This window comes from Streptoverticillium olivoreticuli subsp. olivoreticuli (assembly GCF_003391135.1).
Lineage (GTDB): Bacteria > Actinomycetota > Actinomycetes > Streptomycetales > Streptomycetaceae > Streptomyces > Streptomyces blastmyceticus.
In genome coordinates, this window is record NZ_CP031455.1 from 4,532,930 (window position 1) to 4,559,851 (window position 26,922).

Below are 26,922 nucleotides of genomic sequence, written 5' to 3' on the forward strand. Positions count from 1 at the left end.
CCTCCCTGCCCCGGACCGGAATTCAGCCTGCCCACAAGCCGTCCTCGCTCAGGCCCAGCAACGTGACAGCGTTGCCTCGTACGATCGCCTCGACCACATCCGCCGCCAAGTGCCCCATCTGCTCCTGCGCCACCTCGCGCGAGCGGGGCCACGTCGAGTCGGAGTGCGGGTAGTCCGTCTCGTAGAGGACGTTCGACGGGCCGATCGCGTCGAGGTTGCGCAGGCCGACCGGGTCGTCGAAGAAGCAGCCGTGGACGTGGGCGGCGAAGAGTTCGGAGGGCGGGCGGCGGACCTTGTCGGCGATGCCGCCCCAGCCGCGGTTCTCGGCCCAGACCGCGTCCGCGCGCTCCAGGATGTACGGGATCCAGCCGATCTGCCCCTCCGCGTACATGATCCGCAGCCCGGGGAAGCGCTCGAAGGCGCCCGACATCAGCCAGTCCACCATGGAGAAGCAGCAGTTGGCGAAGGTGAGGGCGGAGCTGACGGCGGGCGGCGCGTCGTCGGAGGTGGACGGCATGCGCGAGGAGGAGCCGATGTGCATGGCGACGACGGTCCCGGTCTCCGCGCAGGCGCGCAGGAAGGGGTCCCAGGCGTCGGTGTGGACGGACGGCAGACCGAGGTACGGCGGTATCTCCGAGAAGCAGACGGCGCGCACGCCCCGGGCCGCGTTGCGCCGCACCTCCCGCGCGGCGAGCCCGGCGTCCCACAACGGGACGATCGCGAGGGGGATCAGGCGCCCGTGCGCGTCCGGGCCGCACCACTCCTCGACCATCCAGTCGTTGTAGGCGCGGACGGACAGCAGGGCCAGTTCGCGGTCCTTCGCCTCGGTGAAGGTCTGTCCGCAGAAACGCGGAAAGGTCGGGAAGCAGAGCGCGGACTGGACATGGTTGCGATCCATATCGGCCAAACGTTCCGGGACGCTGTAGGACCCCGGGCGCATCCGCTCGTAGGTGACGGCCTCCAGCTTGATGTCGTCCCTGGAGCATCCGACGGCGGAATCCAGCCGGGTGAGCGGACGGTGCAAATCCTCATAGATCCACCAGTCCGCCACCGGCCCGTCGTCCCCGGGGGCTCCCATGACCGGGGCGAACCGCCCTCCGGTGAAGGTCATTTCCTTCAGTGGCGCGCGCACGACACGTGGTCCGACGTCGTGGAACTTCGCCGGAAGCCGGTTCCGCCAGACGTGCGGGGGCTCGACCGTGTGGTCGTCCACCGAGATGATCCTGGGGAAGCTCACCATGGCTGACACGTTAGCGACGAACTGACGATCCGTCAGCACTGTGGCGGAGCCGTCTCTTGCAGGCCTTGTGGAGAGGCCGGACCGCTGCTGACGTAGAGGCCACGGACAAGGCAGACTGGCCGGTGCGACCGAGCAGGACAGGCAGGGGGTCACAATGGCCGGCGACACAGGGCACGGGCACCATCTGCGCTTCACCGTGCTCGGGCCCGTGCGGGCCCGGCGCGGCAGGGAACTGCTGCACACCGGTTCGCCTCAGCAGCGGGCGCTCCTCGCCGCCCTGCTGCTGCGTGGCGGCCGCACCGCCACCGCGCCCGAGCTGGTGGACGCGCTGTGGGGCGACGAACCCCCGCACGCCGCCCTCGCCGCGCTGCGCACCTACGCCTCCCGGCTCCGCAAGGCGTTCGGCCCCGACGCCGACGCCCTGGTCAGCGAGTCCGGCGGCTACGCGATCCGGGTGGAGCACGGCTGCCTCGACATCGACAAGGCCGAACACCTCGCCACCGAGGCCGAGAAGGCGCGCGCCGCGGGCGACCGCGCCCGCGCCCGCGAGCTGATCAACCAGGCGCTCGACGTCTGGGACGGCGAGCCGCTGGCCGGCCTGCCCGGCCCGTACGCCGAGACGCAGCGCGCCCGGCTGGAGGAGTGGCGGCTCACCCTCATCGAGACCCGCCTCGATCTCGACCTGGAGGTCGGCGCCCACGCCGAGGCCGTCTCCGAGCTGACCGCCCTGACCGCGGCCCACCCGCTGCGCGAGCGGCTGCGGGAGCTGCTGATGCTCGCCCTCTACCGCAGCGGCCGGCAGGCCGAGGCCCTCGCCGTCTACGCCGACACCCGCAAGCTCCTCGCCGACGAGCTCGGCGTCGACCCCTGCCCCGAGCTCGCCGAGCTCCAGCAGCGCATCCTCCAGGCCGACGCCGACCTCACCCTGCACCTCTCGCACGACGACCGGCCGCACGCGGGCCCCACGTTCATCCGGCCCGCGCAGCTCCCGGCGACGGTGTCCGACTTCACCGGCCGCGCGGCCTTCGTGGACGAGCTCAGCGACCAACTGTCCACCGCCGAGGGCCGGATCATGGCCGTCTCCGCGGTCGCGGGCATCGGCGGCGTCGGCAAGACGACGCTGGCCGTGCACGTGGCGCACGCGGCCCGGAACCACTTCCCCGACGGCCAGCTGTACGTGGACCTCCAGGGGGCCGGGCCGGTGCCCGCCGAGCCGGAGGCCGTCCTCGGGTCCTTCCTGCGGGCGCTGGGCATCCCGGACTCCGCGATCCCCGACGGCCTCCAGGAGCGGGCCGCGCTCTTCCGGACCGCCCTGGACGGCCGCCGCGTCCTCGCCCTGCTCGACAATGCCCGCGACGCCGCCCAGATCCGGCCGCTGCTGCCGGGCACGGAGGGCTGCGCCGCGCTGGTCACCAGCCGCGCCCGCATGGTGGACCTCGCCGGGGCCCACCTCGTCGACCTCGACGTGATGAGCCCGGACGAGGCCCTGGTGCTCTTCACCCGCATCGTCGGGCACGAGCGGGTCAACGCGGAGCGCGACGCCGCGATGGACGTCGTCGCCGCCTGCGGCTTCCTGCCGCTGGCCATCCGCATCGCCGCCTCCCGCCTCGCCGCCCGCCGCACCTGGACCGTCTCCGTCCTGGCCCGCAAGCTCGCCGACGAGCGCCGCCGCCTGGACGAGCTCCGCGCCGGCGACCTCGCGGTCAAGGCCACCTTCGAACTCGGCTACGGCCAGCTGGAGCCCGCGCAGGCCCGCGCCTTCCGCCTCCTCGGCCTCGCCGACGGGCCCGACATCTCCCTGGCCGCCGCCTCCGCCGTCCTCGACCTGGACGTCGACGCCACCGAGGAGCTCCTGGAGTCGCTCGTCGACACCTCGCTCCTCGAATCCGCGGCCCCGGGCCGCTACCGCTTCCACGACCTCGTCCGCCTCTACGCGCGTGCGTGCGCCGAGCGCGACGAACAGCCACCGGCCGAACGCTGCGCCGCGATGTCCCGGCTGCTGGACTTCTACCTGGTCACGGCCGCCGGGGCGTACGTCCTGGAACGGCCCGGCGACCAGCTCCTGGCCCACCTCGCGCCCACCACGCACCCCGGGCTCACCTTCGGCGACGGCGCGGCGGCCAGCGACTGGCTGTTCGCCGAGGCCGGTTGCCTGCTCGCCTGCGTACGCCAGCAGGCGGGCGCGAGCGGTGACACCCTGCGGCGCGCCGTCGACCTGCTGCTGGCGGCGAAGGACCTCGCGGAGTCCGGCGCCGACTCCCGGCAGTACGAGCAGGCCGCCACCGCCCTGCTGGCCGCGGCCCGCGAGGCCGGGGACACCCGGTCGGAGGCGCGCGCCCGTACCGTACTGGCCCACGTCGACCGCATCGGCGGCCGCTTCGAGCAGGCCGACGAGCACGGCCGGCTCGCGATGCTGCTCGGGCGCGCCTGCGGGGACGCCATCCCCTGCTGCTACGCCGCCAACTACCGCGGCATCATCGCCATCTACGAACACCGCTACCAGGACGCCGAGCTGTATCTGGGCCAGTCCCTCGCCGCCTTCCGCGCCGACGGCAACCGCCCGGGCGAGGCCAGCGCGCTGAGCAACCTCGCCCGCGTCCGCCTCGACACCGGCCGCGTCGTGTCCGGCGTCGAGCTGGCCGAGCAGGCGCTCGCCCTCTACCACGAGACCGGTGCCTCCTGGCGGGTCGCCAACGGCCTCTACGCGCTCGGGGTCGCCCTCACCCACGCCGGGCGCTACGAGGAGGCGCTGAACCGTCTCTCCGAGGCCCTGCCGGTGTTCCGCGACAACCGGCAGCGGCTGTGGGAGGGCATGACGCACTACCGGATGGCGAACGTCCACCTCTGCGCGGGCCGCCCGGCCGCGGCCGCCCACCACGCCGAGCAGGCGCTCAAGCTCCGCGGCATCGGCGGCGCCTGGCGCCGCGGCAACGTCCTCACCCTCCTCGGCCGCTCCCTGGACGCCCTGGGCCAGCCGGGCCGCGCCCGCGCCTGCTGGACGGAGGCGCTCGCCATATACGAGCAGCTCGGGGCGTCGGAGGAGGCGGACGTGAGGGGCTTGCTGGCGGGGGTGGTGGCAGCGGCGTAGGGGGCGGGCCCCGGTCCGTTCGGGCCGGGGCACCCTCTTCGGCCTGTCCGGCGCTCGAGGACCGGGGTCAGGGGCGGAGCCCCGGTCCGGAGCCCCCGCTTCCGGGCGCGAACCGCCTTCCGGGCTCTCCGTGCGAGGGGGTCCGGGGCGGCGCCCCGGTTTCGGGAAGGTGCGGGGTGGGGAAAGATCCGCCCGAACCCCCCGCGCACGCCGCGAAGCGGCCTCGCGGAGCGGGCCTCGCATCAGGCCCCCGCGAAGCGATCCGCACCCCCACCACACCCCCGAACAACGCTGTCACGTGCCCGTTCATCGATCGTTTATCGGCACGCGGCAGTCTTACTCATGTCGATCCGTCGCGTCGGGGGGCAGGCGGGTCGTAGGTGAAACCTCACCTAGGGGTGATCAACCTGATCAGCCCTCATGCCCGTCCGGCGATCCTCGGGGGAGTCGCCGGGCGGGTTCTGCAGTCCCCGAGGATCACCTCCCCTTCACACCAAAAGACTCGCACTGAGCAACGGAGTTGATCGACATGAGCGATGAGCGGAAGCTCAAGCCAGTCGTGGCCACACCGCAGGACGATCACGTGACGGGCGGAGGCGGCGGCAGCACCCTGGCCGCGGCCCCGGAACTCACTCCGGAATTCGCTCCGCCGCCGGACGACCACGCCACCATAGGTGAGCCGCTGATCATGATGGACGACCACGTGACGGACAACCCGCTCACCCAGAGCTGATCCGCCCGTGCTCGTCCGGGCGGCGACGCCCGTCCCGGACGAGCACGGGACGTCAGGGGGGACCACAGGGCCGCGGGAAAGCACGGGGGAACACGGGGGCCGCGGCCCGGCCACCAGGGAAGGGCCCTACGGGGGACGTTCGACGGGGGACCGTCCGGGGGGACGGACGGCGAACGGACGAGGGCCCGGCCCTGATCACGGGGGAAACGCCGCACGGGGGGGAAGAACGGAGGGGGCCTCACACAGAGGACCACGGGGGAAGCCGCACGGGGGAAACGTTCAACGGGGGAAAGCGCAACGGGGGATGCGCGAACGAGAACGTTCGAAGGGGCCGGCCGAAAACGGGGGACGGCCCCACGGGGGAAACGTTCAACGGGGGAACGTTCACGAGGAACAGAGCGACCAGGCCCGGAAAGCTACGGGGACTCTCCGCCAGGGGAGTCCCACGGGGGAGCTCGCCGGGCCGCTCGACGGGGGAAGTTCCGCGCGACAACTGAATACGGGAAGTCCCAACGGGGGGACAGACCAACGGGGGACTGACAGGGGCCGGCGTCGGCAGCACGGAGGGGGAGCCGTCGACGCCGGCCCCTGCGGTCATATTTCAGCGACGTCTCAATCCGTCAGGACCGCAGGCGCCGAGCGCGCATCACCACTGCAATGCCACCCCCGATCCAGAGGAGTCGAAATGAACAGCACGACCACGCGCACGAAGAAGGCCGCCGTCATAGCCGCCCTGGCGGTGGCTGCCGCCGTCGCCGCCGCGGTACCGGCCGCGGCCGACGACCACTCGACGATCTCCACCCCGCTCTCCGTGCGCGGCGGGCACGCCGGCCCGCACGACGACCACACCACCGGCGGGGCGGACGACCACAGCACCCTGGGCGCGGACGACCACACGACGGGCGGCGCCGACGACCACATCACCTTCGGCGGGCTGCGCTAGCCGTACCCGGACGGGCTTGATCCGAGCCCGGCACGAGCACGTCAAGCCCGTCCGGCGATCGAGAAGCGGGGCTCTTGAACGGAGCTCTCGAACGGGGCTCTTGAGCGAGGCTCTTGAGCGAGACCGGGTCGGACACCCGGTGCGGGAGGACGACGGCCAGGGGTACGCCCCTGATGGGACAGGGCGAGACCGCGGGTCACTCCTCACCGCCCTCCATCCCCCGCAGCTCTCCCTTACGCACCTTCCCCACCGCGTTGCGCGGCAGCGCCCGCACGAACGCCACTCCCCTCGGCACCTTGTAGTTCGCCAACTCCTCACGCGCCCAAAGGATCAGCTCCTCCTCCGTCGGCGAGTCCGCCCCGCCCCGCCGGACGACGAACGCCTTGCCCACTTCGCCCAGCCGTCCGTCCGGATCCGGCACCCCGATGACCGCCGCGTCCACCACGCCCGGGTGCCGCGCAAGCACCCGCTCCACCTCGGCCGGGTAGACGTTGAAGCCTCCGACCACGAACATGTCGGTCATCCGGTCCGTGATGCGGAGATTGCCCGCGTCGTCCAGCGTGCCGACGTCCCCGCTGTGCAGCCAGCCTTCGGCGTCGACGGCCCTGGCGGTCGCCCCGGGGTCCTCGAAGTAGCCCGACATCACCTGGTAGCCACGCACCAGGATCTCTCCGGGCTCCCCCGGCGGCAGCGCCTTCCCGTCCGCCCCGACCACCTTGACCTCGGTGTCCGGGACGGCCCGGCCGGACGTACCGGCCACGGTCTCGTCCGCGTCGCCCCGCCGGCACATCGTGACCAGCCCGGTGGCCTCGCTCAGCCCGTAGGCGGTCAGCACCGTCACCGGCCCCAGCTCGGCGCGCAACCGGTGGATCAGCCCGCGGTCCACCGTCGCCGCGCCCGTCACCACCACCCGCAGGGACGACAGGTCGTACATCTCCCGCGCCGGGTGGTCGAGCAGCGACCGGAAGAGCGTGGGCGGCCCCGGCAGCACCGATATGCGTTCCGCGGCGACGTGCGCCGCCACCACGTCCGCTGTGAAGACGGACTGCGGGACCATCGTCGCGCCCCGCATCAGGCAGGCGAGCACGCCCGCCTTGTAACCGAAGGTGTGCGAGAAGGGGTTGACGATCAGATACCGGTCCCCCGCCCTGAGCCCGGCGAGGTCCGCCCAGGCCCCGAAGGCCCGCAGGCTCTGGGCGTGGGTGGTGACCACCCCCTTCGGCTCACCCGTGGTGCCGGAGGTGAAGACGATGTCGGAAGGCGCGTCGGGCGCCACAGCGTTGGCCCGTGCCCGTACCGCCCAGGCGGGCACCGCGTCCCCCGCGGCCAGGAACTCCTTCCACGTACGGAACTCCGCGGGCGCGTCCTCGGCGAGCACCACGACGTGCCGCAGGCAGGGCAGCCCCGCCAGCGGCGGACCGTCGCCCTTCCTCCCGCCCCCGCCGCCCCGCCCCGCCGCTCGGCGCAGCGCGGCGACATAGGACGTACCGAGGAAGGTGCCGGTGACGAAGAGCAGCTCGGCCCGTGTGCGCTTCAGCACCTGGACCGCCTCGCCGCCCTTCAGCCGGGTGTTGAGGGGGACGAGGACCGCGCCCGCCGAGACGGCGCCCAGGGCCGCGACGATCCAGTCGAGGGTATTCGGGGCCCAGACGGCCACCCGGTCGCCCGCCTGGACGCCCGCGGCGAGGCAGCCCGCCGCGGCGCGCTCGACGCGGGCGGCGAGCTGTCCATAGCTGATCCGGGTCCGGCCACAGGCCACCGCCTCACGGCCGGCGTACCGCGCGGCGGCCGTGCGGACCAGCCGGGGTATGGACATGAATTCCAGATCCCCGCGCATCGCACCCCCTTCCCCACTGGCTGACTAAACGTCAGATTAGCGATAGCCTTCCGCGCTGTCAGCAGCGAAAGCACCCACAGCGTGGAGGTGACGATGGCGGCGGCACTCAAGGACTCCACTGCGATCGTCGGCATAGGACAGACCCCCTTCGCCCGCCAACTTCCCTCATCGGAAAAGACCTTGGCCTGCCAGGCGATCCTGGCGGCGCTCGACGACGCGGGCATCCCTCCCTCCCAGGTCGACGCCTTCGCCTCCTACACCATGGAGGAGACCGACGAGGTCGAGGTCGCCAAGGCCATCGGCGCGGGCGACGTGACCTTCTTCTCCAAGGTCGGCTACGGCGGCGGCGGCTCCTGCGCGACCGTCGCCCACCTGGCCGCCGCGATCACCACCGGACAGGCGACCGTCGGTGTGGCCTGGCGCTCCCGCAAGCGCGGCTCCGGCCCCCGCCCCTGGCGGAACACCGCCGTCCAGCTGCCCACGCCCGCCCAGTGGACCAGGCCGTACGGCCTGCTGCGCCCCGTCGACGAGATCGCCATGCTCGCCCGCCGCTACATGCACGAGTACGGCGCCACACGCGACCACTTCTTCAACGTCGCGCTCGCGTGCCGCAACCGGGCCAACCAGAACCCCGCCGCGATGATGCACGGACGCCCGCTGAGCCGTGAGACGTACATGTCGTCGCGCTGGATCAGCGAACCGCTCTGCCTCTTCGACAACTGCCTGGAGACCGACGGCGCGCTCGCCTGCGTGGTCACCTCCGCCGAGCGGGCCCGCGACTGCCGCGACGCTCCCGTCCTCATCCACTCCGTCGCCCAGGGCCTGCCCGCCCAGCACCACGGCATGGTCAATTACTGGAACGAGGACCCGCTGTCCGGACCCGCCTGGACCGCCGCGCGGCACCTGTGGAAAACGGCCGACTTCGGCCCCCAGGACGTCGAAGTCGCCCAGATCTACGACGCGTTCACCCCTCTGGTGCTGCTCTCCCTCGAAGGCTACGGCTTCTGCGCGCGCGGCGAAGGGGCGGCCTTCACCGAGGACGGCGCGCTGGAGACCGGCGGCCGCCTTCCGCTCAACACGGCGGGCGGAGGGCTCAGCGAGGCCTACGTCCATGGCTTCAACCTCATCAACGAAGGCGTCCGGCAACTCCGCGGCCGCTCCACCGCGCAGGTGCCCGGCGCCACGACCTGTCTGGTCACGGCGGGCGAGGGCGTCCCCACTTCGGCGCTGCTGCTGAGGAGTTGAGTCTTCATGTCCTCCATCATGAAGGGCACCACTGACAACGGCCTCCTCGTGCCCGCGCCGGACGAGGACAGCGCCCCCTTCTGGGAGTTCGCCACCCGCGGTGAGCTGCGGATCCAGGCGTGCGCCGGCTGCGGGCGGCTGCGCTTCCCGCCCCGGCCCTGCTGCCCGCGCTGCCAGTCCTTCGCCGTCGAGTGGCGCAGGATGAGCGGTCGCGGCCGCATCTGGTCCTTCGTGCTGCCCCACCCGCCCCTCCTGCCCGCCTACGCCGAACGCGCCCCGTACAACGTCGTGGTCGTGGAACTCGCCGACGCCCCGCTCATCCGCCTCGTCGGCAATGTGGTCGCCGCCCCCGACGCGCCGCCCGACTCCGTCGACCCGGCCCGGCTGCGCATCGGCGCGCCCGTGCGCGTCGTCTTCGCGGAGCTCACCGAGGGTGTGACGGTGCCCTGCTGGCTGCTGGAGCGCTCATGACGGCCGAGGGCCCACCGGTCCGCACGGAGACGGGAGAGGATGGCGTCGCGCTCGTCACCCTCGACCGTCCCGCCCGGCACAACGCGATCGACCTGGCCACGGCCGCCGCGCTCGGCTCCGTATGGCGCCGCTTCCGCCACGACGACGGCGTGCGCGCCATCGTGCTCACCGGCGCCGGGGACCGGGCGTTCTGCTCGGGCATCGACCGGTCGGTGACCGTGCCCCAGCCCGGCTCGCCCTACTCCGTCGACGACCCGCTCCTCGCGGTCGGTCCCAAGGCCGCCGACCTGTGGAAGCCGGTGATCGCCGCGGTCGGCGGGCTGGCCTGCGGCGGGGCGTTCTATCTGCTCGGCGAGGCGGAGTTCGTGGTCGCCGCCGAGAACGCGACGTTCTTCGACCCGCACACCACCTACGGCATGGTCAGCGCGTACGAGTCGATCCACATGGCCCAGCGGATGCCGTTCGGCGAGGCCGCCCGCACGGCACTGATGGGCACCGCAGAACGCCTCTCCGCGCGGCGCGCTTACGAGATCGGCCTCGTCTCCGAACTGACCCCGCCGGGCGGGGCCGTGCCCGCGGCCCTGCGCGCCGCCCGAGTCATCGCGTCCTGCCCCACCGAGGCCGTCCAGGGAACCGTACGGGCCCTGTGGGCGGCCAAGGAAGCCGCCCGCGACCGGGCCCTGGCCCTGGCCCCGCACCTGATCTCCCTCGGCAACCTGCCACCGGCCCACCAGGAACAGCTCTTCACCACCCGCGACCGGACATACCGCCTGCGCTGACCCATGGGCGGCGGGCGCATGCGGCGGGTCTCACGCGGACGGACGAACAGGCCGCTCCGTCAGGGCCGGCCGGCGGTCGGAAAGAGCGCACCGCCCCGTCCGGCAAGCAGCCGGACGGGGAAGGCATCCTCAACGCCGGGACAGCCCCGTCCCCTTGGCCGCGTCCAGCGCGTACACACAGCGGTCCTTGCTACAGGCGTAGACCACGCCGCCCATGGCCACGGGCGACCCGGTGATCTCGCCGCCGGTGGCCAGCTTCCAGCGGAGCTGCCCGCCCGCCGCGTCCACCGTGTACAGACAGTGGTCCGCGGAGCCGAAGTGGACCCGGCCGTCGGCGACCACCGGTGCGCCCACCACGTCACCACCGGCCGCGAAGCGCCACCTGGGCGTGCCGGTGACCGCGTCCAGCGTGTAGAGCGCGCCGCCGCTGCCCAGGTGCACGGCCCCGGAGGCCACCAGCACCGGCTCCGTGGACTGCCGGGGCTCCGTGGCGATGCGCCAGCGGTCACGGCCGGTGGCCGCGTCCAGCGCGTACACCGTGCCCAGGTAGTCGGCGACGTAGACGCCGCCGCCCGTCACCGCCGGGCCCGGTGCGAACGCGGGCGGGCTCAGGAAGACCGCCGGTGCCTCGAACCGCCAGCGCACGTCTCCGCGCGCCACGTCGATCGCGAGGACCCGCGTGCCGGCCGCGATGTACACAACGCCGTCCGGGGCGGGCAGCAGCCGCACCGGCACACCGCCGCAGGAGGCGGCGTCGCCCACGGGATACGACCAGCGCTCGGTGCCCGTGCGGGCCTCCAGGGCGCGCAGCCGCCCGTCGGCCCAGACGTACACCGTGCCGTCCTGCACGAACGGGCCGCAGTCCGGGGTCTCGAAGTCGGTCTGGAGGCCGCCCATCTCCCACAGCAGCTCGCCGTTGGCCGCCTCCCACGCCTGCACGCCGCCGCCGCGCGTGCCGGTGACGATCGTGCCCCGGTCGGCCCGGAGCGAATACACCCAGCCGTCCGTGGCCAGCCGCCAGCGCTCGGCGCCGTCGGCCGCGTCCAGCGCGTAGAGCGTGGGCCCGTCGGAGGCGTGGATGCGGCCGTCGGCCACGGCCATGGCCCAGGCCACGTCACGCGTCTTGAACTGCCTGCGCCCGCTGGCCACATCGAGCGCGTGGACCTCGAACGACGTCACGTAGAGCAGGTCCCCTGCGACGGTCGGCGTGCCCCACACGTCGTTGGACATGCGGAACCGCCAGGGCCGCCAACGGCCCTGGTCGCCCTGCGCGTTGCCGCTGTCGGGCGAGGGGGCGGGGGACTGCGCGGGCACGGAGGCGGGCGCCGCGCCCGTCATCCCGGCCGGCGGCCGCACCCATCCGGTCGCGTGCCCCGTGCCGGGGTGGGCCTGCGGCTCGCGCACGTCGGCGACGCGCGGGCCCGGCCCGATCGGGACCTGTGACCCGGCGAGCCGCACGGAGCCGTCGTGCGCGGGCGCGGCGGGCGCCCCCGCGTGCCGGCCGTGCGCACCGGCCACGGCGGGGCCGTCCGGCAGCCCGCCCGGCACGCCGCGCGGATCGGGGGCGCCGACCATGCCGGAGCGCCCGGTCTCCGCACCGCCCGGGTGTCCGTCGCCCCAGGCGGGCCCGCTGCGCGCACCGGCGGGCGGTGCGTACGAGGGAGCGGGCGCGCGGGACGGCGTCGGGGGCTGCGCGGGTCGGGGCGGCACCCCGGAGCGGTTGCGGCCGCCGCTCCTCGCGACCGCCGGTGCGGGGCGGTGTCCGGCCCGGCGCTGCTCGATGAGGGTGACGGCGTTGTCCGGCAGCCAGGCCGAGGCCGTGCCGCTGTCGTCGCCCCCGCCGGAGGCGAAGAGATGCGGGGCCAGCTCCGCCTGGAGGTCCGCCGGGGTGGGGCGGTGCTCCGCGGCCATCTGCATGCAGGAGTCGATGAGCGGGCGCAGCTCGTCGGGCAGCCCGCTCAGGTCCGGGCCCTCGCGCAGCAGCATGAAGACCGTCTCGACCGGGTTCGCGCCGTGGAAGGGCGCGTGTCCGGTCGCGGCGAAGACCAGGGTCGAGCCGAGCGAGAAGATGTCGCTGGCGCCCGTCACGCTGCGGGAGTCGCGCGCCTGCTCGGGTGACATATAGGCGGGCGTGCCGACGGCGACGTTGGTCATCGTCAGCCGGGTGTTGGAGACGCCGGAGGCGATGCCGAAGTCGATGACCCGGGGGCCGTCCTCGACGACCAGGACGTTCGACGGCTTGAGGTCGCGGTGCACCAGGCCCGCGCCGTGGATGGACTGGAGCGCCTCCGCGACACCGGCGGCCAGCCACCGTACGGCCTGGGCCGGGAGCGGCCCGCACTCGTTGATGATCTCTTCGAGCGAGGGCGCGGGCACATAGGCGGTGGCCAGCCAGGGCACGGCGGCGCGCGGGTCGGCGTCGACGACGGCGGCGGTGTAGAAGCCGCTGACCGCGCGGGCCGCCTCCACCTCACGGGTGAAGCGGACCCGGAAGAGCTGGTCCTCCGCGAGCTCCGTGCGCACCGTCTTGATCGCGACCCGTCGGCCGGACGCCGAGCGGGCGAGATAGACCAGCCCCATGCCGCCGGCGCCGAGTCGGCCGAGCACCTCGAACGGGCCGATCCGTCTCGGGTCGTGCTGCGTAAGCTGCTCCACCACTGGCCTGCCACCTCCCCGTGGGGGCTTGAAGGGTTTCAGCCCCGTGCAGCGTCTCACCGCGAATTATCTCCGGGGTACGCATACCGATTCTTCCTGGCGACGGGCGCGGTTGCGAACCCGGGTCGCGCTTCGCCGTGTCTCCACCACATGCGGAACGTCCCGCCCCGCGCGTCGTACCCCTCACTTCCGTCCCGTGACTCTCCGCTGTCCCCGCGAGGCTCGCCCCTGCCCGACGAGGTGTTCCGAGTGCCACGTTATCGGGGTGCGAAGGTTTCCACGCGGCCTGTGGATAACTGTGCGAAGAGCGCTCCGGCGGGCCTTGTCCACAGCCTGTCGATAGGACGATTCACCGGTACGGGCCAATCCACCCCGGCTCTCGCGGCGACCCTCACATACGGCCTGAGCTGGCCTTACGTACCACCTCGCACCCCTCCCCCCATTTGCATGCGGCCGAATCGCGCTCCGATCACCCCTCGGTAAGCTGACGGCATGACAGGACAAGTACGCACCGTCGACGGCCGCGTGGCCGGCCGACGCGGACAGGCGACGCGGCAGAAGCTGCTCGACTGCCTCAGTGAAATGCTCAGCTCCTCGCCGTACCGCGATGTGAAGGTCATCGACGTCGCGCGCAAGGCCGGCACCTCGCCCGCCACCTTCTACCAGTATTTCCCGGACGTCGAAGGCGCCGTCCTGGAGATCGCCGAGGAGATGGCGAAGGAGGGCGCGAGCCTGACCGATCTCGTCGCCGGGCGCTCCTGGGTCGGCAAGTCCGGCTGGCAGGCCGCGGAGGAGCTGGTCGACGGCTTCCTCGGCTTCTGGCGCAAGCACGACGCCATCCTGCGCGTCGTCGATCTCGGGGCGGCCGAGGGCGACAAGCGGTTCTACAAGATCCGCATGAAGATCCTCAACGCCGTCACCAACTCCCTGACGGACTCCGTCAAGGAGCTCCAGTCCAAGGGCAAGGTCGACAAGGACGTCAACCCCGCCGCCGTCGCCGGTTCGCTCGTCGCGATGCTGGCCGCGGTGGCCTCGCACCAGAAGGGCTTCCAGAGCTGGGGCGTCAAGCAGGCCGAGCTCAAGCCGAACCTCGCGCTGCTCGTCCACCTGGGCATCACCGGCAAGAAGCCGACCAAGTAAGCGCTTCAGCGCCTCGCACGTCCTGTCATCGCAGCGGCGGGCCACTCCCGGCTCGGGCCGGAGCGGCCCGCCGCAGTGACATCCCCCACCCCCGCACGGCCGTCTCCCTCCCCCACCGACCGCGTCGCTAGCGCGGCTCCAGCCGGAACAGCCGGATCTCACGCTCCACGCGCGCCTGGTAGCGCGCGTACGGAGGCCAGAACCTCACCACCGCCGCCCACGCGGCCGCCCGCTCCGTGCCGCTCAGCAGCCGTGCCCGTACGGGGATGTCCCGCCCCTTCCAGCTGATTTCCGCATCGGGGTTCGCCAGCAGATTCGCCGTCCAGGCGGGGTGGCCGGGCCTGCCGAAGTTGCTGCCGATCAGCACCCAGGCGCCGGCGGGATCACCTTCCCGCATGCAGGCGAGCGGTGTGCGCCTCTGCTGTCCGCTGCGCGCGCCCGTCGACGTGAGGACAACGCTCGGCAGCAGACGCGCGCTGAGCAACGTCCTTCCGCCCGACAACCGGTGCACCGCCCGATCCAGCGCCGGCACGAAGTGCGGCGCGATCCACGCGAACGCACGGGTCGAGGAAACCCTTTGCACCACTCGTTCCACCGCGGCCGTCACAGCGCCACCGCTTCCCGCTCGACCCGGGCGGCAAACAGCCCGGCACTCTCCGCGGCGCGTTCCCTCAGCCGGTGCACGGGACCGAACAGCAGCTCGTCCGACGCGGCCCGCTTGAAGTACAGCTGCACGTCGTGCTCCCACGTCACCCCGATGCCACCGTGCAACTGGACGGCCTCTCCCGCGACCGTCCGCTGTGCCTCCAGCGCCTGCGCGAGCGCGAGCCCTCCGGCGACCGCCGCGCCCGTGCCGCCCGCCGTCGGTCCGGCACCGGCCGCCCACGCCGCGTAGTACGCCGCCGAACGTGCCGTCTGCACCGCCACGTACAGGTCGGCCAACCGGTGCTTGACCGCCTGGAAGGATCCGATCGGCCTGCCGAACTGTTCCCGGGAACACACGTACTCCACCGTCCGCTCCAGCACCCGGTCCGCCGCCCCCACCGCTTCCGCGGCCACGGCCGCCGCCACACCGCCGCCCAGCCGGGCGAGCGCGCCCTCCACATCGGCACCGCCGTCCGCGTCGGACCCCAGGAGGTCGGCCGCCGCATCGCGCAGTTCGACGCGGGCCTGCGGCCTGGTCTCGTCCAGCGTGGTCAGCCGGGTACGGGTCACACCCCGCGCCCGCTGCGGCCGCAGGGCGAACAGGAGCGTCCTGCCGCGCGCGTAGCCGCCCGCATGGGCCGCGACGAGCAGCAGGCCCGCGCTGTGCCCGTCGAGCACCTGCGCCGCCTCGCCGTACAGCCGCCAGCCCGGGCCGTCACCGGCCGGCCGCGCCTGGATGCCGCCCGCCCGGCCGCCTCCGGCCCACAGTCCGCCGTTCGCTCCGGTCAGCCCGAGCGCGGCCGCCAGGTGGCCGCCCGGCAGCACCAGCGCTCCCGTCAGCTCTCCGGAGACGAGCGGCGGCAGCAGCTCCGCGCGCTGCGTCCGCGTGCCCAGGGCGGCGATCAGCGGTGCCGCCAGTCCGGCCGTGGCCAAGAGCGGGGACGGCAGCAGTACGCGGCCCGTCTCCTCGCAGGCCAGTGCCATTTCCGTGAGCCCGCAGCCCGCTCCGCCGTAGCGGGGTTCCACCGCAAGGCCCGGCAGGCCGAGCCGCTCCGCGAGCAGCCGCCACAGGGCTTCGTCATGACCGGCCGGCGTGCGGACCGCCGCTCTGACCTCGTCCGGCCCGCAGCGTTTGAGCAGCAGTTCGCGCAGGGTGCGCCGGATCTCGTGCTGCTCGTCGCTCAACGCGGCATCCATGGGCGGCCTCCTACCGGAACCGACGGGCCGTCATCGTAGGCAGCGCAACCGCACTTTCCCAGCCCTGAACTGATGTACCGTCAGATTCATGCCGGACCGCCCACGCAAGGTCGCCGTCGTCGGTGTATCCCTCTCGGACTGCGGCCGTGTCGACCACGCCACCCCGTACGCCCTGCACGCCCAGGCCGCCCGCCGCGCCCTCGCCGACTCCGGCCTCGGCCGGGATGTCGTCGACGGACTCGCCTCCGCCGGGCTGGGCACGCTCGCCCCCACGGAGGTCGCGGACTATCTGGGCCTGCGGCCCACGTGGGCCGACTCGACCGGTGTCGGGGGCGCGACCTGGGAGGTCATGGCCGCGCACGCGGCCGACGCCATCGCCCTGGGCCACGCCAACGCGGTCCTGCTCGTCTACGGCTCCACCGCCCGCGCCGACCTCAGGGCGGGCCGCCGTACCGCCGCCCTTTCCTTCGGCGGCCGGGGCCCCGCGCAGTTCGAGGCTCCGTACGGGCACACGCTCATCGCCAAGTACGCGATGGCCGCCCGCCGCCACATGCATCAGTACGGCACCACATGTGAACAGTTTGCCGACGTCGCGGTTCAAACCCGCGCCAACGCCTTTTTCAATCCCCACGCCATGTACCGCGATCCGATCACGGTCGACGACGTGCTCGGCGGACCGGTGATCGCCGACCCCTTCACCAAACTGCAGTGCTGCATACGGTCCGACGGCGGCTGCGCCGTGCTCCTCGCGGCGGAGGAGTACGTGGCCGGTACGGCGAAGTCACCCGTGTGGGTGCTGGGCGCCGGAACCGCGCTCTCCCACTCGACGTTGTCGGAGTGGGACGACCTCACGGTGTCCCCGGCGGCGGTCTCCGGGCAACTCGCCTTCCGGCGCGCGGGCGTCACCCCGCAGGAGATGGACCTGGCGGAGCTGTACGACGCCTTCACCTACATGACGCTGGTGACACTGGAGGACCTGGGCTTCTGCGCGAAGGGCGAGGGCGGCGCGTTCGTCGGGGGAGGCCGGCTGACGATCGGCGGCGGGCTGCCGGTCAACACCGACGGCGGCGGTCTGTCCGCCTGCCACCCCGGCATGCGCGGCCTCTTCCTCCTGGTGGAGGCGGCACGCCAGCTCAGGGGCGAGGCGGAGGAGGGCCGCCAGGTGCGGCGGCGCGACGGAGCCCTGCCGCGGCTGGCCGTCGTCTCGGGGACGGGCGGCTGGTTCTGCTCGTCGGGGACGCTGATCCTGGCGCGCGACTGACGGCCGCTCCCCCACAGCGGGAGATTCGGACGAAGCCTCGATGGCGGGTTGGATGGGCACCATGAGCGATGAAACGGCCGACAGCCGCCAGGAGTCCTTCCGCGCACTGCTGCGCTCCCTCCGGGTGTGGGACACCGAGCTGCCGCACTTCGATCCGGCCACCGCCCCCGCCGAGCCCCTGCCCCTCTTCCAGCAGTGGCTGCGCGAGGCCGCCGAGGCCGGGACGCCCGAGCCGCACACGATGACCCTGGCGACCGCCGACGCGAACGGCATGCCGTCCGTACGGACCGTCATGCTCCACGACGCGGACCGGCGCGGCTGGCACTTCGCCACCCACCGCACGAGCCGCAAGGGCCGGGAGCTGGCCGTCCGGCCCGAGGCGGCACTGGGCTTCTACTGGCCGGCGGTCGGCCGCCAGGTCCGGGTGCGGGGCGCTGTGACGGCCATGGACGCCCAGGAGAGCCGGGCCGATCTGGCCAAGCGCTCCACCGGCGCCCTGGCGGCCGCGCTGGTGGGACGGCAGAGCGAGCCGCTCGCCTCCTGCGCCGAGCTGGCACGCGCCTCGGAGGCGGCATGGGAACGGGCCCTGCGGGAGCCCGACGCCGCGGTGGACAGCTGGACGCTGTACGTCCTGGAGGCGGACGAGGTCGAGTTCTTCCAGGGCGACGCCCACCGCCGCCACGTGCGCCTCCTCTACCGCCGCGCCCGGGACGGCGGCTGGGTCACCGAGCTGCTCTGGCCCTGAGGCCGGGCTCCGGGTCGGTGGCGATCCGGGCGTGGAGGTGGATGTCCCACATCCCGCCGTCGCTGCCCGGCATCGCACCCCGCAGCGTGCCTTCGAGGCCGTACGCGCAGCGCTCGGCCACCCGGCAGGAGGCCCCGTGGCCGAGGGCGTGCCCCAGCTCCAGCCGGTGCAGCCGCAGTTCCTCGTGGAACGCCCACCGGGTGAGGGCCTCCAGGGCCCGGGAGGCATAGCCCCGGCCCCGGAACTCGGGCAGGATCCAGTAGCTGACCCGGGCGCTGCGCTGGACGTGGTCGATCATCGCCAGGCCCACGCTGCCCACGACGACGTCCGGCCCCTCCGCCTGGGCGGTGACCGCGAACGCCACCGAGTCGCCCTGCTCCCACCCGGCTGCGCGGCGTTCCAGGAAGGTCCGCGCGCCCTCCTCGTCCGGCGATGGCACGGTGATGGCGTTCCAGCGGCGGAATTCGGGGTCCGATATGCCCCTGAGCACGGCGTCGAGGTCACCGTCCTCCCACGGACGCAGCAGCAGGTCGAACTCGCCGATCCAGGCCGGTGCCAATGGCTTCGCTTCCTTCATGTCCGGCATTCAACACGGGCGGAAGACCGGTATCTCCAGCGGGGTTTCGGGCAGCGCGCGGAACGTCACCCGGAGGTCCATGCCGATCCGCAGCCGGTCCTCGGGGCAGTCGACGACCTCGGTCGCCATGCGCGGCCCCTCCGCGAGGTCCACGACGGCGGCCACGTAGGGCAGCCGCTCGCCGAACGGCGGCAGGTCGTTCACATGGACGACCGACCAGGTGTGGAGCGTGGCACGGCCGGTCGCCTCCTCCCAGACGACGTCCTCGCTCCAGCAGCGCGGGCAGATCTCCCGTGGATAGTGATGCGCCCTGCCGCACCCCCGGGCGCGGCAGCGGCGTATCAGCAACCGGCCCCGCGCGGCGGCGTCCCAGTAGGGCCGCGTGAACGCGTCCACCTCGGGCACATCATGACGAATCTCTGCGGCCAATACCTCAACCCCCTGGGATTCATGGGCTACTTGCGCCCCTCCCGCTTCCCTCCGGGCATCCCGCACATCTTTCCTGACGTGACGTCAGATCGGTAGCCTGACCTTACGTCAGCACGTCGGCCCTTGAGCAGGAGTGGACGAGAACGATGCTTGGATCGACTCACGGCACCCTCACCACCACCTCCCGCCCGGCCCGCGTGACGGCCTGCGGCGAACGCCGCGGCCCGGCCGTCCACGGTCTGGCCGACGACGCCGAGGACCTCGACGTCAGCGGGCGCCCACTGCGCTCGGACGTGCCCGACCTGGACCGGTTCTTCCGGCCCGAGACCGTCGCCGTCGTCGGTGCCTCGGACGCGGAGGGGCGGCCCAACACCGGCATCACCCGGCAGCTCGTCGCCTGGGCCGAGCGGGTCGGCGCCCGGCTCCACCCCGTGCACCCCACCCGCAGGACGGTCTTCGGCCGTCCTTGTCATCCCTCCGTCGCCGAACTGCCCGAGCGGATCGACCTCGCCGTCCTCCTCGTGGGCGACCCCCTTCCCGTCATCGAGCAACTGGCCGCTTCCGGGGGCGACTCCACGGACGGCAAGGCGGCGTTCGCCGTCGCGTTCGCCTCCGGCTTCGCGGAGACCGGCCCGGAGGGCGCCGCCGCCCAGGCCCGGCTCGCCGCCGCGGCCCGGCGGGCGGGGGTCCGGCTGCTCGGCCCGAACACCAACCTCAACGCCTTCGAGCACTTCCGCACCGACCTCGACGGCCCGGCGATCGCGCTCGTCACCCAGTCAGGCCACCAGGGCCGCCCCGTCTTCTCCCTCCAGGAACTCGGCGTCCGGCTCTCGCACTGGGCCCCCACCGGCAACGAAGCCGACCTGGAGTGCGCGGACTTCATCTCCTACTTCGCCACACGGCCGGAGGTCGGGGCCATCGCCGCGTATGTGGAGGGGCTCAAGGACGGCCGCTCCTTCCTGCTCGCCGCCGACCGGGCGGCCCGGCACAAGGTGCCCGTCGTCGCCGTCAAGGTCGGCCGCACCGAGACCGGCGCCCGCACGGCCGCCTCCCACACCGGCAAGCTGACCGGCGCGGACGACGTGGTGGACGCGGCCATGCGGCAGTTCGGCGTGATCCGCGTCGACGGTCTCGACGAGCTCCAGGACACCTCGGCCCTGCTCGCCCGCGCCCGCCCGCCGCGGGCCGCCGGAGTCGCCGTCTATTCGATATCCGGCGGCACGGGCGCCCACTTCGCGGACCTGGCGACCGCCGCCGGCCTCGACCTGCCCGCCCTCCCCGCCACGAAGCAGCACGAGCTCCACCAGTGGATACCGGACTACCTTTCCGTCACCAACCCCGTCGACAGCGGCGGCCACCCGGTCGGCGACTGGCGCGGCCGCAAGATCATCGACGCCCTGCTCGACGACCCTTCCGTCGGCGTCCTCATCTGCCCGATACCCGGCCCCTTCCCGCCCATGAGCGACACCCTCGTACGGGACCTCGTGGCGGCGGCGGAGGAGACGGACAAGCTCGTCTGCGTGGTCTGGGGCTCCCCGGTGGGCACCGAGGACGCCTACCGCGGCGCGCTCCTCGGCTCCTCGCGCGTGGCCACCTTCCGCACCTTCGCCAACTGCGTCACCGCCGTGCGCGCCTACCTCGACCACCACAGCTTCGTCGCCCACTACCGCTCCCCGTTCGAGGAAGCACCGCGCACCCTCTCCCCTTCCGCCCGCAAGGCACAGGCCCTCATGCGGCCGGGCGAGCAGCTCAGCGAACACGCGGCGAAGCAGCTCCTGCGCGCGTACGGCATCCGCGTCCCCCGGGAGCAGCTGGTGACCAGCGCCGCCGCCGCGGTGCGGGCGGCCGGGCTCGTCGGCTACCCCGTCGTGATGAAGGCCTCGGGCCCGCAGCTCGCCCACAAGACGGAGCTCGGCCTGGTCAGGATCGGCCTGACCTCGGCGAGCCAGGTCCGCGACACCTACCGCGAGCTGACCGACATCGCCCGCTACGAGGGCCTGCCGCTGGACGGCATCCTCGTCTGCCAACTCGTCGGGCACGGAGTGGAGATGGCGGTCGGGATCTCGCCGGATCCGCTCTTCGGCCCCACCGTGACGGTGGGGCTGGGCGGGGTGCTGGTCGAGGTGATGCGCGACACCGCCGTGGGCGTACCGCCGTTCGACGAGGACCGCGCCCGCGCGATGCTCGGCGAACTGCGCGGCAGCGCCCTGCTGGACGGGGTCCGGGGGGCGCCACCGGCCGACGTGGACGCGCTCGTGGAGACCGTACTGCGCGTCCAGCGCATGGCCCTGGAGCTGGACGGCGAACTCGCCGAGCTGGACATCAACCCCCTCGTGGTGCTGGACCGCGGCCAGGGCGCCGTGGCCCTGGATGCGCTGGCCTTCTGCCGCTGAGCCGCGCGCGGCGGCCCGGAGAACCAGGAGTTCCCCCATGTCCGTCTCCCCCCGTGAAACGCCTGCCGACACCACCGGAGCGGACGGGCCCACCGAGCCCCCCGGGCCCGTCCGCTCCGATGCCTCAGTGATACTCCACGCCACTGACAACGGCGTCCTGTGGATCACGCTGAACCGCCCGGAAGCCCTCCACGCCATCACCGCTGACCAGCGGGAACAACTGATTTCAGATTTTTTTGAAGCCTCCGCGGACCCGACCGTGCGGGCCGTGGTCGTCACCGCGACGGGCAGGGCCTTCTGCGCCGGGGCCGATCTTCGCGCGGCTTCTCCGGCGCGGCCCGGCGAGCCCGTGCCGGGCGATGTCGCCCGCGTGATCCGACTCGGCGCGCAGCGGCTGATCGGCGCGGTGCTGGACTGCGAGAAGCCCGTGATCGCCGCCGTGAACGGCATCGCCGCCGGCCTCGGCGCCCATCTCGCGCTGGCCTGCGATCTCGTGGTGGCGGCCGAATCGGCCCAGTTCATCGAGGTGTTCGTGCGCCGCGGCCTGGTCCCCGACGGCGGCGGCGCCTATCTCCTCCCCCGGCTCGTGGGCCCGCGGCTCGCGAAGGAGCTGATGTTCTTCGGCGACGCGCTCGGCGCAGCCGACGCGGAACGGCTGGGGCTGGTGAACCGGGTGGTGCCGGACGGCGATCTGGCCCCGACGGTCCGTGCCTGGGCGCAGCGGCTGGCGGCCGGGCCGACCCGCACCCTCGCCCTGACCAAGCAGCTGGTCAACGCCTCGCTCGACGCCGACCGGACGGCGGCCTTCGCCGCCGAGGCCGCGGCGCAGGAGATCAACATGACGACGGCGGACGCGCGGGAGGGCGTGGCGAGCTTCGTGGAGCGCCGCGCCCCGCGGTTCCGGGGGCGATAGCCCGTACGCGACCCTTCCAGCCTGACAGATCGTCAGTTTTAATGGGGTCATGATGGGACACGCGGGCATGGCGGCGGCCGCCGTGCGGTATCTGCGGTCGACCGGAGCGCCGACCTCCGCACCACCGCGGGCCGACGGCCCGCCCCGCCCGGAACCGCGGCCCGTCGACCCCCTGCCTCGCCCGGAGCTGCGTGCCGTCCGGGCGGACGAGCGAGTTCCGCCATCGCCGGCCGAGCTCCGCCGCGTGCTCGGCAACTTCGCCAGCGGCGTCACCGTCGTCACGGCGCCGGGCCTGGACGGGGAGCCGCCCGCGGGCTTCTCCTGCCAGTCCTTCGCCTCGCTCTCCCTCGACCCGCCGCTGGTCGTCTTCATGGTGGCCCGCACGTCCTCCACCTGGCCGCGCATCGCCCGCGCCGGGGTCTTCTGCGTCAACATCCTCGGCGCAGGACAGGAGGAGCTCTGCCGGGCCTTCGCGGTCAGCGGCACGCGGACGGCCGACAAGTTCGCGGGAGTGCGGCACGGGCCGTCCCCCGCGACCGGATCACCGCGCCTCGCGGACGTTCCGGCCTGGGTCGACTGCGCGGTCCACGCCGCGCACCCGGGCGGGGACCACCTGATCGTCGTCGGGAGCGTCGAGGCGCTCGGGGCGGACGGGAGCGCGGCGGGAGCGCGGCCGCTGCTCTTCCACCGGGGCGCGTTCGCGACGGTCGCCCCTTGAGTGATGGCCCGCCGGGCTACTTCTTGTGGCGGACCACCTTCGTCAGCACGTAGCGCTTGCCGGAGCCCGGCTTGCCGATCTCGTGGTAGATCCGCGGCTTCTTCTGCGTGCCGCCGACGCTCCAGTCGCGGCTGAGTTCGCAGGACTTGATGCGCAGGGCCACGCTCTCGATCTTGCCGCCCTCCCGGACGGCCTTCCAGTTCCCGGAGCCGTCGCAGTCCTTCGGCCTGTCCTTGCCCGTCTCGTCCCAGACGTAGTTGTCGAGGCCCTCGGCGACGGCGCCGCCGTCCGAGTCGAGCTTGACCGTGCCTCCGTGGCCGTCGGTCCAGGTGCCGGCCAGATCCGACTTGTGCAGCCGCGGCGGCTCGTACACCTTCACCAGGCCGGTGCCGTACGCGCCCGCGCCCAGCACGGCGATCGCCAGCCACGCGAGCGCCCCGTCGCGCGCGATCCTGCGGACCAGACCCCTGGCGCGGCCCTTGCGGACGCGGCGGCCGGCGACGGCGGCGATCAGGGTGGCGGGCAGCAGTCCGGCCGTGAGGCAGGCCCACCACAGGGCGTAGGACAGCGCGGGGGCGAACGCGCGGCTGCCGAGCGCCGCCACACCTCCGAACGCGGCCACCACCAGGGCGGCCACCACCGGCACAGCGGCCAGGTCCCAGCGCAGGCGCTCGGCCCGGCCCGCGCGCCGTGCGGCGCGCCGTGCGAGCGCCAGCGCGGGCATCACCGCGATGCCCGTCACGAAACCGCTGACCAGGACGGCGAAGAACGCGATACCGAGAACCGCAGCGATGATCACGGCCACGTTGTGCGGCAGCCCGTCGTGCTCACGCGCGAGCATCACCAGGACGGCGATCGTCCCGCCGATCACCGCCTCCGCGCACAGCCCGGCCATCGACGCGCAGAACGCCGCGCCGAAACCGTCCGCGTGCATCACCCGCTTCGGCGCCCGAGCGGACTCCTCGGGTGTGGCTTCCGCTTCTTGCGCCGCCGCCTCGACCGGGATCGCGTCCGGCTCGGCCTGCTGTGTCATAACCGCCCCTCTCCCCAAGAAAGATTCCCCCAGAGGCCGGGAGGTTGCTTCCGCGCGTGGACCGTGACCAGTGCCCTGTCCACCGGACCGTCGGCTTCCACCGACAAGGAGGTCCGGAAACGCACCGCACCGGCACGGGCCGCCCGGCGGACCATTCTTACCGATTGGCCCGCCTTGGCCCGAATAAGGGCCTGTGCGGCCCCGCACCCCGGAGGGACGAAGGCCCCGGCAGACACGAGTCAACAACACCTCGAGGCCGTGACCGGCGCAAGACCGCGGACACCGATCGCAAGAGGGATCACACAGGAGCGCTCCGGAGGCAGCCGGTCAGACGGCCGCCGGAATCCGGGCCGGCCTCCTCCGGATGATCAGGGCCATCAGCGCGGCCACCGCGCACAGCGCTCCGGACGCGTACCAGACGAGGTCGTACGAGCCGAAGGCATCGCGGGCCACACCGCCCAGGAACGCGACCAGGGCGGCACCCACCTGGTGGGACGCAAGCACCCAGCCGAAGACGATCGCGCTGTCGTCACCGTAGTGCTCACGGCACAGCGCGATGGTCGGCGGCACGGTGGCGACCCAGTCGAGCCCGTAGAAGACGATGAAGAAGATCATCGGAGGATGGACGGACGGCGCCATCAGCATCGGCAGGAACATCAAGGAGACGCCCCGCAGCCCGTAGTAGACGGCGAGCAGCCTGCGCGCCTCGAACCGGTCGGTGAACCAGCCGGAGGCGATCGTCCCGACGACGTCGAAGACGCCGATCACCGCGAGCAGGCCGGCGGCAGCGGTGACCGGCATGCCGTGATCGTGGGCGGCGGGCACGAAATGGGTCTTGACCAGCCCGTTCGTGGACGCGCCACAGATCGCGAAGGTGCCCGCGAGCAGCCAGAAGGGGCCCGTGCGGGCCGCGTTCACCAGGGCCTTCACCGCACGCCGGGCCGCACCGGACACGGGCGCGGGCTTCGGAGCGCAGACCTGCGCCCCATATGCGGCAAGGCCGACGTCCGCCGGGTGGTCGCGCAGCAGCAGCCAGACGAACGGGACGACGGCGAGCGCGGCGGCGGCCACGATCAGGGCCGCGGGCCGCCAGCCGTGGTGTTCGACGATCCAGGAGAGCAGCGGCAAAAAGATCAGCTGCCCGGAGGCGCCCGCGGCGGTGAGGATGCCGGTGACCAGTCCGCGCCGGGCGACGAACCACCGATTGGTGACGGTCGCCGCGAAAGCGAGAGCCATCGAGCCGCTGCCGAGGCCGACGAGCACACCCCAGCACAGGACGAGCTGCCAGCTCTCCGTCATGAAGACGGTCAGCCCCGCGCCCGTCGCGATCACCGTCAAGGCGCAGGCGACGACCCTGCGGATGCCGAAGCGGTCCATGAGGGCGGCGGCGAAGGGTGCGGTGAGCCCGTAGAGGGCGAGGTTGACGGACGCCGCGAAGCCGATGGTGCCGCGCGACCAGCCGAACTCCGCGTGCAGCGGATCGATCAGCAGGCCGGGCAGGGAGGCGAAACCGGCCGCGCCGATGATGGTCACAAAGGTGACGAGAGCGACGAACCAGGCGCGGTGGATACGGGTCCGGCGCCCGCCGCGCCCCGAGCGGCTCGCCGGGCGTGCGGGACGAGGAGTTGTCTGGGTCACGTCATCAGCATCGGGAGCGCCCGGGTCGCGAACGAGTGGCCGAAAGGACAGCATTCGAAAGGATCGGGCCATCATGGTCCGGGAAGCCGCAGGTCTGCGGCAGCCTTGTCGGTGTGGGCCGGGGATTGTCAGTGGTGGGCCGCAGACTGGTCGGAGACGGGCGGGAGACCGCCCGGGAAGCGCTTGGGGGGACGAATGGAAATGCCGCAGACCACCGATGCCGGGCGTACGGAAAGCAGGCCGGGCGTACGGCCGCACCGCGTCGCGGTGCTCGCCCTGGCGGGCGTCATCCCCTTCGAACTCTCCATTCCGTACCGCATCTTCGGCAAGGCCAGGACGGCGTCCGGCGAGCCGCTGTACGAGGTGGTGACGTGTGCGCTCGAGCCGGGCCCGGTCTCCACCGACGCCGACTTCACGATCACCGTCGAGCGGGGCCCGGAGGCTCTCGCGGAGGCCGACACCGTCATCGTCCCCGCGTCGTACGAACTCGGCCGCCCCTACACCGAGGGCGAGCTCGAGGACGCCCAGGCCGCCGCCCTCGCGCACATACGCCCCGGCACGCGCCTGGTGTCCATCTGCACCGGGTCGTTCGTCCTGGCGGCCGCCGGGCTCCTCGACGGGCGCCCGGCCACCACCCACTGGAGCAGCACCGACCACTTCCAGCGGCTGTTCCCGTCGGTCCGGGTGGACGCCGATGTGCTGTTCGTCGACGACGGCGATCTGCTGACCTCCGCGGGGGTGGCCTCCGGCATCGACCTGTGCCTGCACATCGTGCGGCGCGACCACGGGACCGCGGTGGCCAATGACGTGGCCCGGCGCAGTGTGGTGCCCCCGCACCGCGACGGCGGCCAGGCGCAGTACATCCACCGGCCCGTGCCGGAGCCGCAGTTGGCGACGACCACGGCGGCACGCGCGTGGGCGCTGGGGCGGCTGCACGAGCCCATCCAGCTGCGGGACATGGCCGAGCAGGAGGCGATGAGCGTGCGGACCTTCACACGCCGCTTCCGGGAGGAGGTCGGGATCAGTCCCGGGCAATGGCTGACCCAGCAGCGGGTGGAGCGGGCACGGCACCTGCTGGAGGACAGCGATCTCTCCGTGGACCAGGTGGCGCGGGACGCGGGGTTCGGCACGGCGGCGTCCATGCGGCAGCACCTCCAGGCCGCGCTGGGTGTGTCGCCGACCGCGTACCGGCGCACGTTCCGGGCGGCACCGGCGGGCTCCCGCCGGTGATCCGCACAGGGG

Annotated in this window: 22 protein-coding genes; 13 read left to right on the forward strand and 9 right to left on the reverse strand. The window is 73.1% G+C overall.

Annotated features, from left to right (window positions below):
• Positions 1 to 22 precede the first annotated feature (22 nt).
• Positions 23 to 1,240: an amidohydrolase family protein gene (locus DXZ73_RS19750; protein WP_116212302.1), complete on the reverse strand. Its 1,218-nt coding sequence runs from the start codon at positions 1,238 to 1,240 to the stop codon at positions 23 to 25.
• A gap of 154 nt (positions 1,241 to 1,394) precedes the next feature.
• Here DXZ73_RS19750 and DXZ73_RS19755 point away from each other — a divergent pair, with 154 nt between their 5' ends.
• The 3 genes from DXZ73_RS19755 to DXZ73_RS19765 all read left to right on the forward strand — a co-directional run bounded on the left by DXZ73_RS19755 (position 1,395) and on the right by DXZ73_RS19765 (position 6,004).
• Complete coding sequence (locus tag DXZ73_RS19755; RefSeq protein ID WP_116212303.1) at positions 1,395 to 4,328, forward strand: AfsR/SARP family transcriptional regulator; 2,934 nt, start codon at positions 1,395 to 1,397, stop codon at positions 4,326 to 4,328.
• Between the two features lie 529 nt (positions 4,329 to 4,857).
• Entirely contained in the window at positions 4,858 to 5,061 is a 204-nt protein-coding gene (locus tag DXZ73_RS19760; RefSeq protein WP_116212304.1) for a hypothetical protein, read from the forward strand.
• Positions 5,062 to 5,746: 685 nt separating this feature from the next.
• Positions 5,747 to 6,004, forward strand: coding sequence for a hypothetical protein (locus DXZ73_RS19765; RefSeq protein WP_116212305.1), 258 nt, complete (start codon positions 5,747 to 5,749; stop codon positions 6,002 to 6,004).
• 196 nt (positions 6,005 to 6,200) lie between these two features.
• Here DXZ73_RS19765 and DXZ73_RS19770 read toward each other — a convergent pair whose 3' ends face one another.
• Positions 6,201 to 7,841, reverse strand: coding sequence for a FadD3 family acyl-CoA ligase (locus tag DXZ73_RS19770; protein WP_116212306.1), 1,641 nt, complete (start codon positions 7,839 to 7,841; stop codon positions 6,201 to 6,203).
• Positions 7,842 to 7,934: 93 nt separating this feature from the next.
• On the opposite strand from DXZ73_RS19770, the gene DXZ73_RS19775 reads away from it, so the two are divergent.
• From DXZ73_RS19775 to DXZ73_RS19785, 3 genes are read left to right on the forward strand one after another with little or no spacing between them, the layout of a single operon-like run.
• Entirely contained in the window at positions 7,935 to 9,086 is a 1,152-nt protein-coding gene (locus tag DXZ73_RS19775; RefSeq protein WP_116212307.1) for a lipid-transfer protein, read from the forward strand.
• Positions 9,087 to 9,092: 6 nt separating this feature from the next.
• Positions 9,093 to 9,557 (forward strand): Zn-ribbon domain-containing OB-fold protein, encoded by a 465-nt coding sequence (locus tag DXZ73_RS19780; protein WP_116212309.1) that lies wholly within the window; start codon positions 9,093 to 9,095, stop codon positions 9,555 to 9,557.
• Positions 9,554 to 10,336, forward strand: coding sequence for an enoyl-CoA hydratase/isomerase family protein (locus tag DXZ73_RS19785; protein WP_116212310.1), 783 nt, complete (start codon positions 9,554 to 9,556; stop codon positions 10,334 to 10,336). Before DXZ73_RS19780 ends, DXZ73_RS19785 begins: the two co-directional genes overlap by 4 nt.
• A gap of 129 nt (positions 10,337 to 10,465) precedes the next feature.
• On the opposite strand, the gene DXZ73_RS19790 is transcribed toward DXZ73_RS19785, so the two are convergent.
• The gene (locus tag DXZ73_RS19790; protein ID WP_205519191.1) at positions 10,466 to 12,994 is read right to left on the reverse strand and encodes a serine/threonine-protein kinase; all 2,529 of its coding nucleotides are present in this window, start codon (positions 12,992 to 12,994) and stop codon (positions 10,466 to 10,468) included.
• Between the two features lie 489 nt (positions 12,995 to 13,483).
• Between DXZ73_RS19790 and DXZ73_RS19795 the strand changes: the two genes are divergently transcribed.
• Positions 13,484 to 14,131 carry a TetR family transcriptional regulator gene (locus DXZ73_RS19795; protein WP_116212311.1) on the forward strand — a complete coding sequence of 216 codons (648 nt, stop codon included), beginning with the start codon at positions 13,484 to 13,486 and terminating at the stop codon, positions 14,129 to 14,131.
• A 127-nt stretch (positions 14,132 to 14,258) separates the two neighbouring features.
• Here the strand turns inward: DXZ73_RS19795 and DXZ73_RS19800 are convergent, their stop codons facing one another.
• Together DXZ73_RS19800 and DXZ73_RS19805 are read right to left on the reverse strand one after the other, a co-directional pair.
• Positions 14,259 to 14,738 (reverse strand): nitroreductase family deazaflavin-dependent oxidoreductase, encoded by a 480-nt coding sequence (locus DXZ73_RS19800; RefSeq protein ID WP_116212312.1) that lies wholly within the window; start codon positions 14,736 to 14,738, stop codon positions 14,259 to 14,261.
• A complete protein-coding gene (locus DXZ73_RS19805) occupies positions 14,735 to 15,973 on the reverse strand; it encodes an acyl-CoA dehydrogenase family protein (protein ID WP_116212313.1) in 1,239 nt (412 codons plus the stop codon). Before DXZ73_RS19805 ends, DXZ73_RS19800 begins: the two co-directional genes overlap by 4 nt.
• Positions 15,974 to 16,061: 88 nt before the next feature.
• On the opposite strand from DXZ73_RS19805, the gene DXZ73_RS19810 reads away from it, so the two are divergent.
• Both DXZ73_RS19810 and DXZ73_RS19815 read left to right on the forward strand, forming a co-directional pair.
• Positions 16,062 to 17,234 carry a thiolase C-terminal domain-containing protein gene (locus tag DXZ73_RS19810; protein WP_116212314.1) on the forward strand — a complete coding sequence of 391 codons (1,173 nt, stop codon included), beginning with the start codon at positions 16,062 to 16,064 and terminating at the stop codon, positions 17,232 to 17,234.
• 61 nt (positions 17,235 to 17,295) lie between these two features.
• Complete coding sequence (locus tag DXZ73_RS19815) at positions 17,296 to 17,979, forward strand: pyridoxine/pyridoxamine 5'-phosphate oxidase (RefSeq protein ID WP_116215723.1); 684 nt, start codon at positions 17,296 to 17,298, stop codon at positions 17,977 to 17,979.
• Here DXZ73_RS19815 and DXZ73_RS19820 read toward each other — a convergent pair.
• Entirely contained in the window at positions 17,957 to 18,556 is a 600-nt protein-coding gene (locus DXZ73_RS19820; RefSeq protein WP_240351419.1) for a GNAT family N-acetyltransferase, read from the reverse strand. The two genes, DXZ73_RS19815 and DXZ73_RS19820, sit on opposite strands and share 23 nt — an antisense overlap.
• Before the next feature lie 9 nt (positions 18,557 to 18,565).
• Positions 18,566 to 18,952 carry a Zn-ribbon domain-containing OB-fold protein gene (locus DXZ73_RS19825; protein WP_338059128.1) on the reverse strand — a complete coding sequence of 129 codons (387 nt, stop codon included), beginning with the start codon at positions 18,950 to 18,952 and terminating at the stop codon, positions 18,566 to 18,568.
• A gap of 179 nt (positions 18,953 to 19,131) precedes the next feature.
• Between DXZ73_RS19825 and DXZ73_RS19830 the strand changes: the two genes are divergently transcribed.
• From DXZ73_RS19830 to DXZ73_RS19840, 3 genes are read left to right on the forward strand one after another with little or no spacing between them, the layout of a single operon-like run.
• Positions 19,132 to 21,378 (forward strand): acetate--CoA ligase family protein, encoded by a 2,247-nt coding sequence (locus DXZ73_RS19830; protein WP_116212316.1) that lies wholly within the window; start codon positions 19,132 to 19,134, stop codon positions 21,376 to 21,378.
• Between the two features lie 37 nt (positions 21,379 to 21,415).
• On the forward strand, positions 21,416 to 22,291 hold the full coding sequence (locus tag DXZ73_RS19835; RefSeq protein WP_116212317.1) for an enoyl-CoA hydratase/isomerase family protein: 876 nt from the start codon (positions 21,416 to 21,418) through the stop codon (positions 22,289 to 22,291).
• Between the two features lie 49 nt (positions 22,292 to 22,340).
• Positions 22,341 to 23,009, forward strand: coding sequence for a flavin reductase family protein (locus DXZ73_RS19840; RefSeq protein WP_240351420.1), 669 nt, complete (start codon positions 22,341 to 22,343; stop codon positions 23,007 to 23,009).
• A 16-nt stretch (positions 23,010 to 23,025) separates the two neighbouring features.
• On the opposite strand, the gene DXZ73_RS19845 is transcribed toward DXZ73_RS19840, so the two are convergent.
• On the reverse strand, positions 23,026 to 24,042 hold the full coding sequence (locus DXZ73_RS19845) for a hypothetical protein (protein ID WP_116212319.1): 1,017 nt from the start codon (positions 24,040 to 24,042) through the stop codon (positions 23,026 to 23,028).
• A gap of 327 nt (positions 24,043 to 24,369) precedes the next feature.
• Complete coding sequence (locus DXZ73_RS19850) at positions 24,370 to 25,680, reverse strand: MFS transporter (RefSeq protein ID WP_240351421.1); 1,311 nt, start codon at positions 25,678 to 25,680, stop codon at positions 24,370 to 24,372.
• A gap of 201 nt (positions 25,681 to 25,881) precedes the next feature.
• Between DXZ73_RS19850 and DXZ73_RS19855 the strand changes: the two genes are divergently transcribed.
• Positions 25,882 to 26,910, forward strand: a complete 1,029-nt coding sequence (locus DXZ73_RS19855; RefSeq protein ID WP_116212321.1) for a GlxA family transcriptional regulator — start codon at positions 25,882 to 25,884, stop codon at positions 26,908 to 26,910.
• Positions 26,911 to 26,922: the final 12 nt, after the last annotated feature.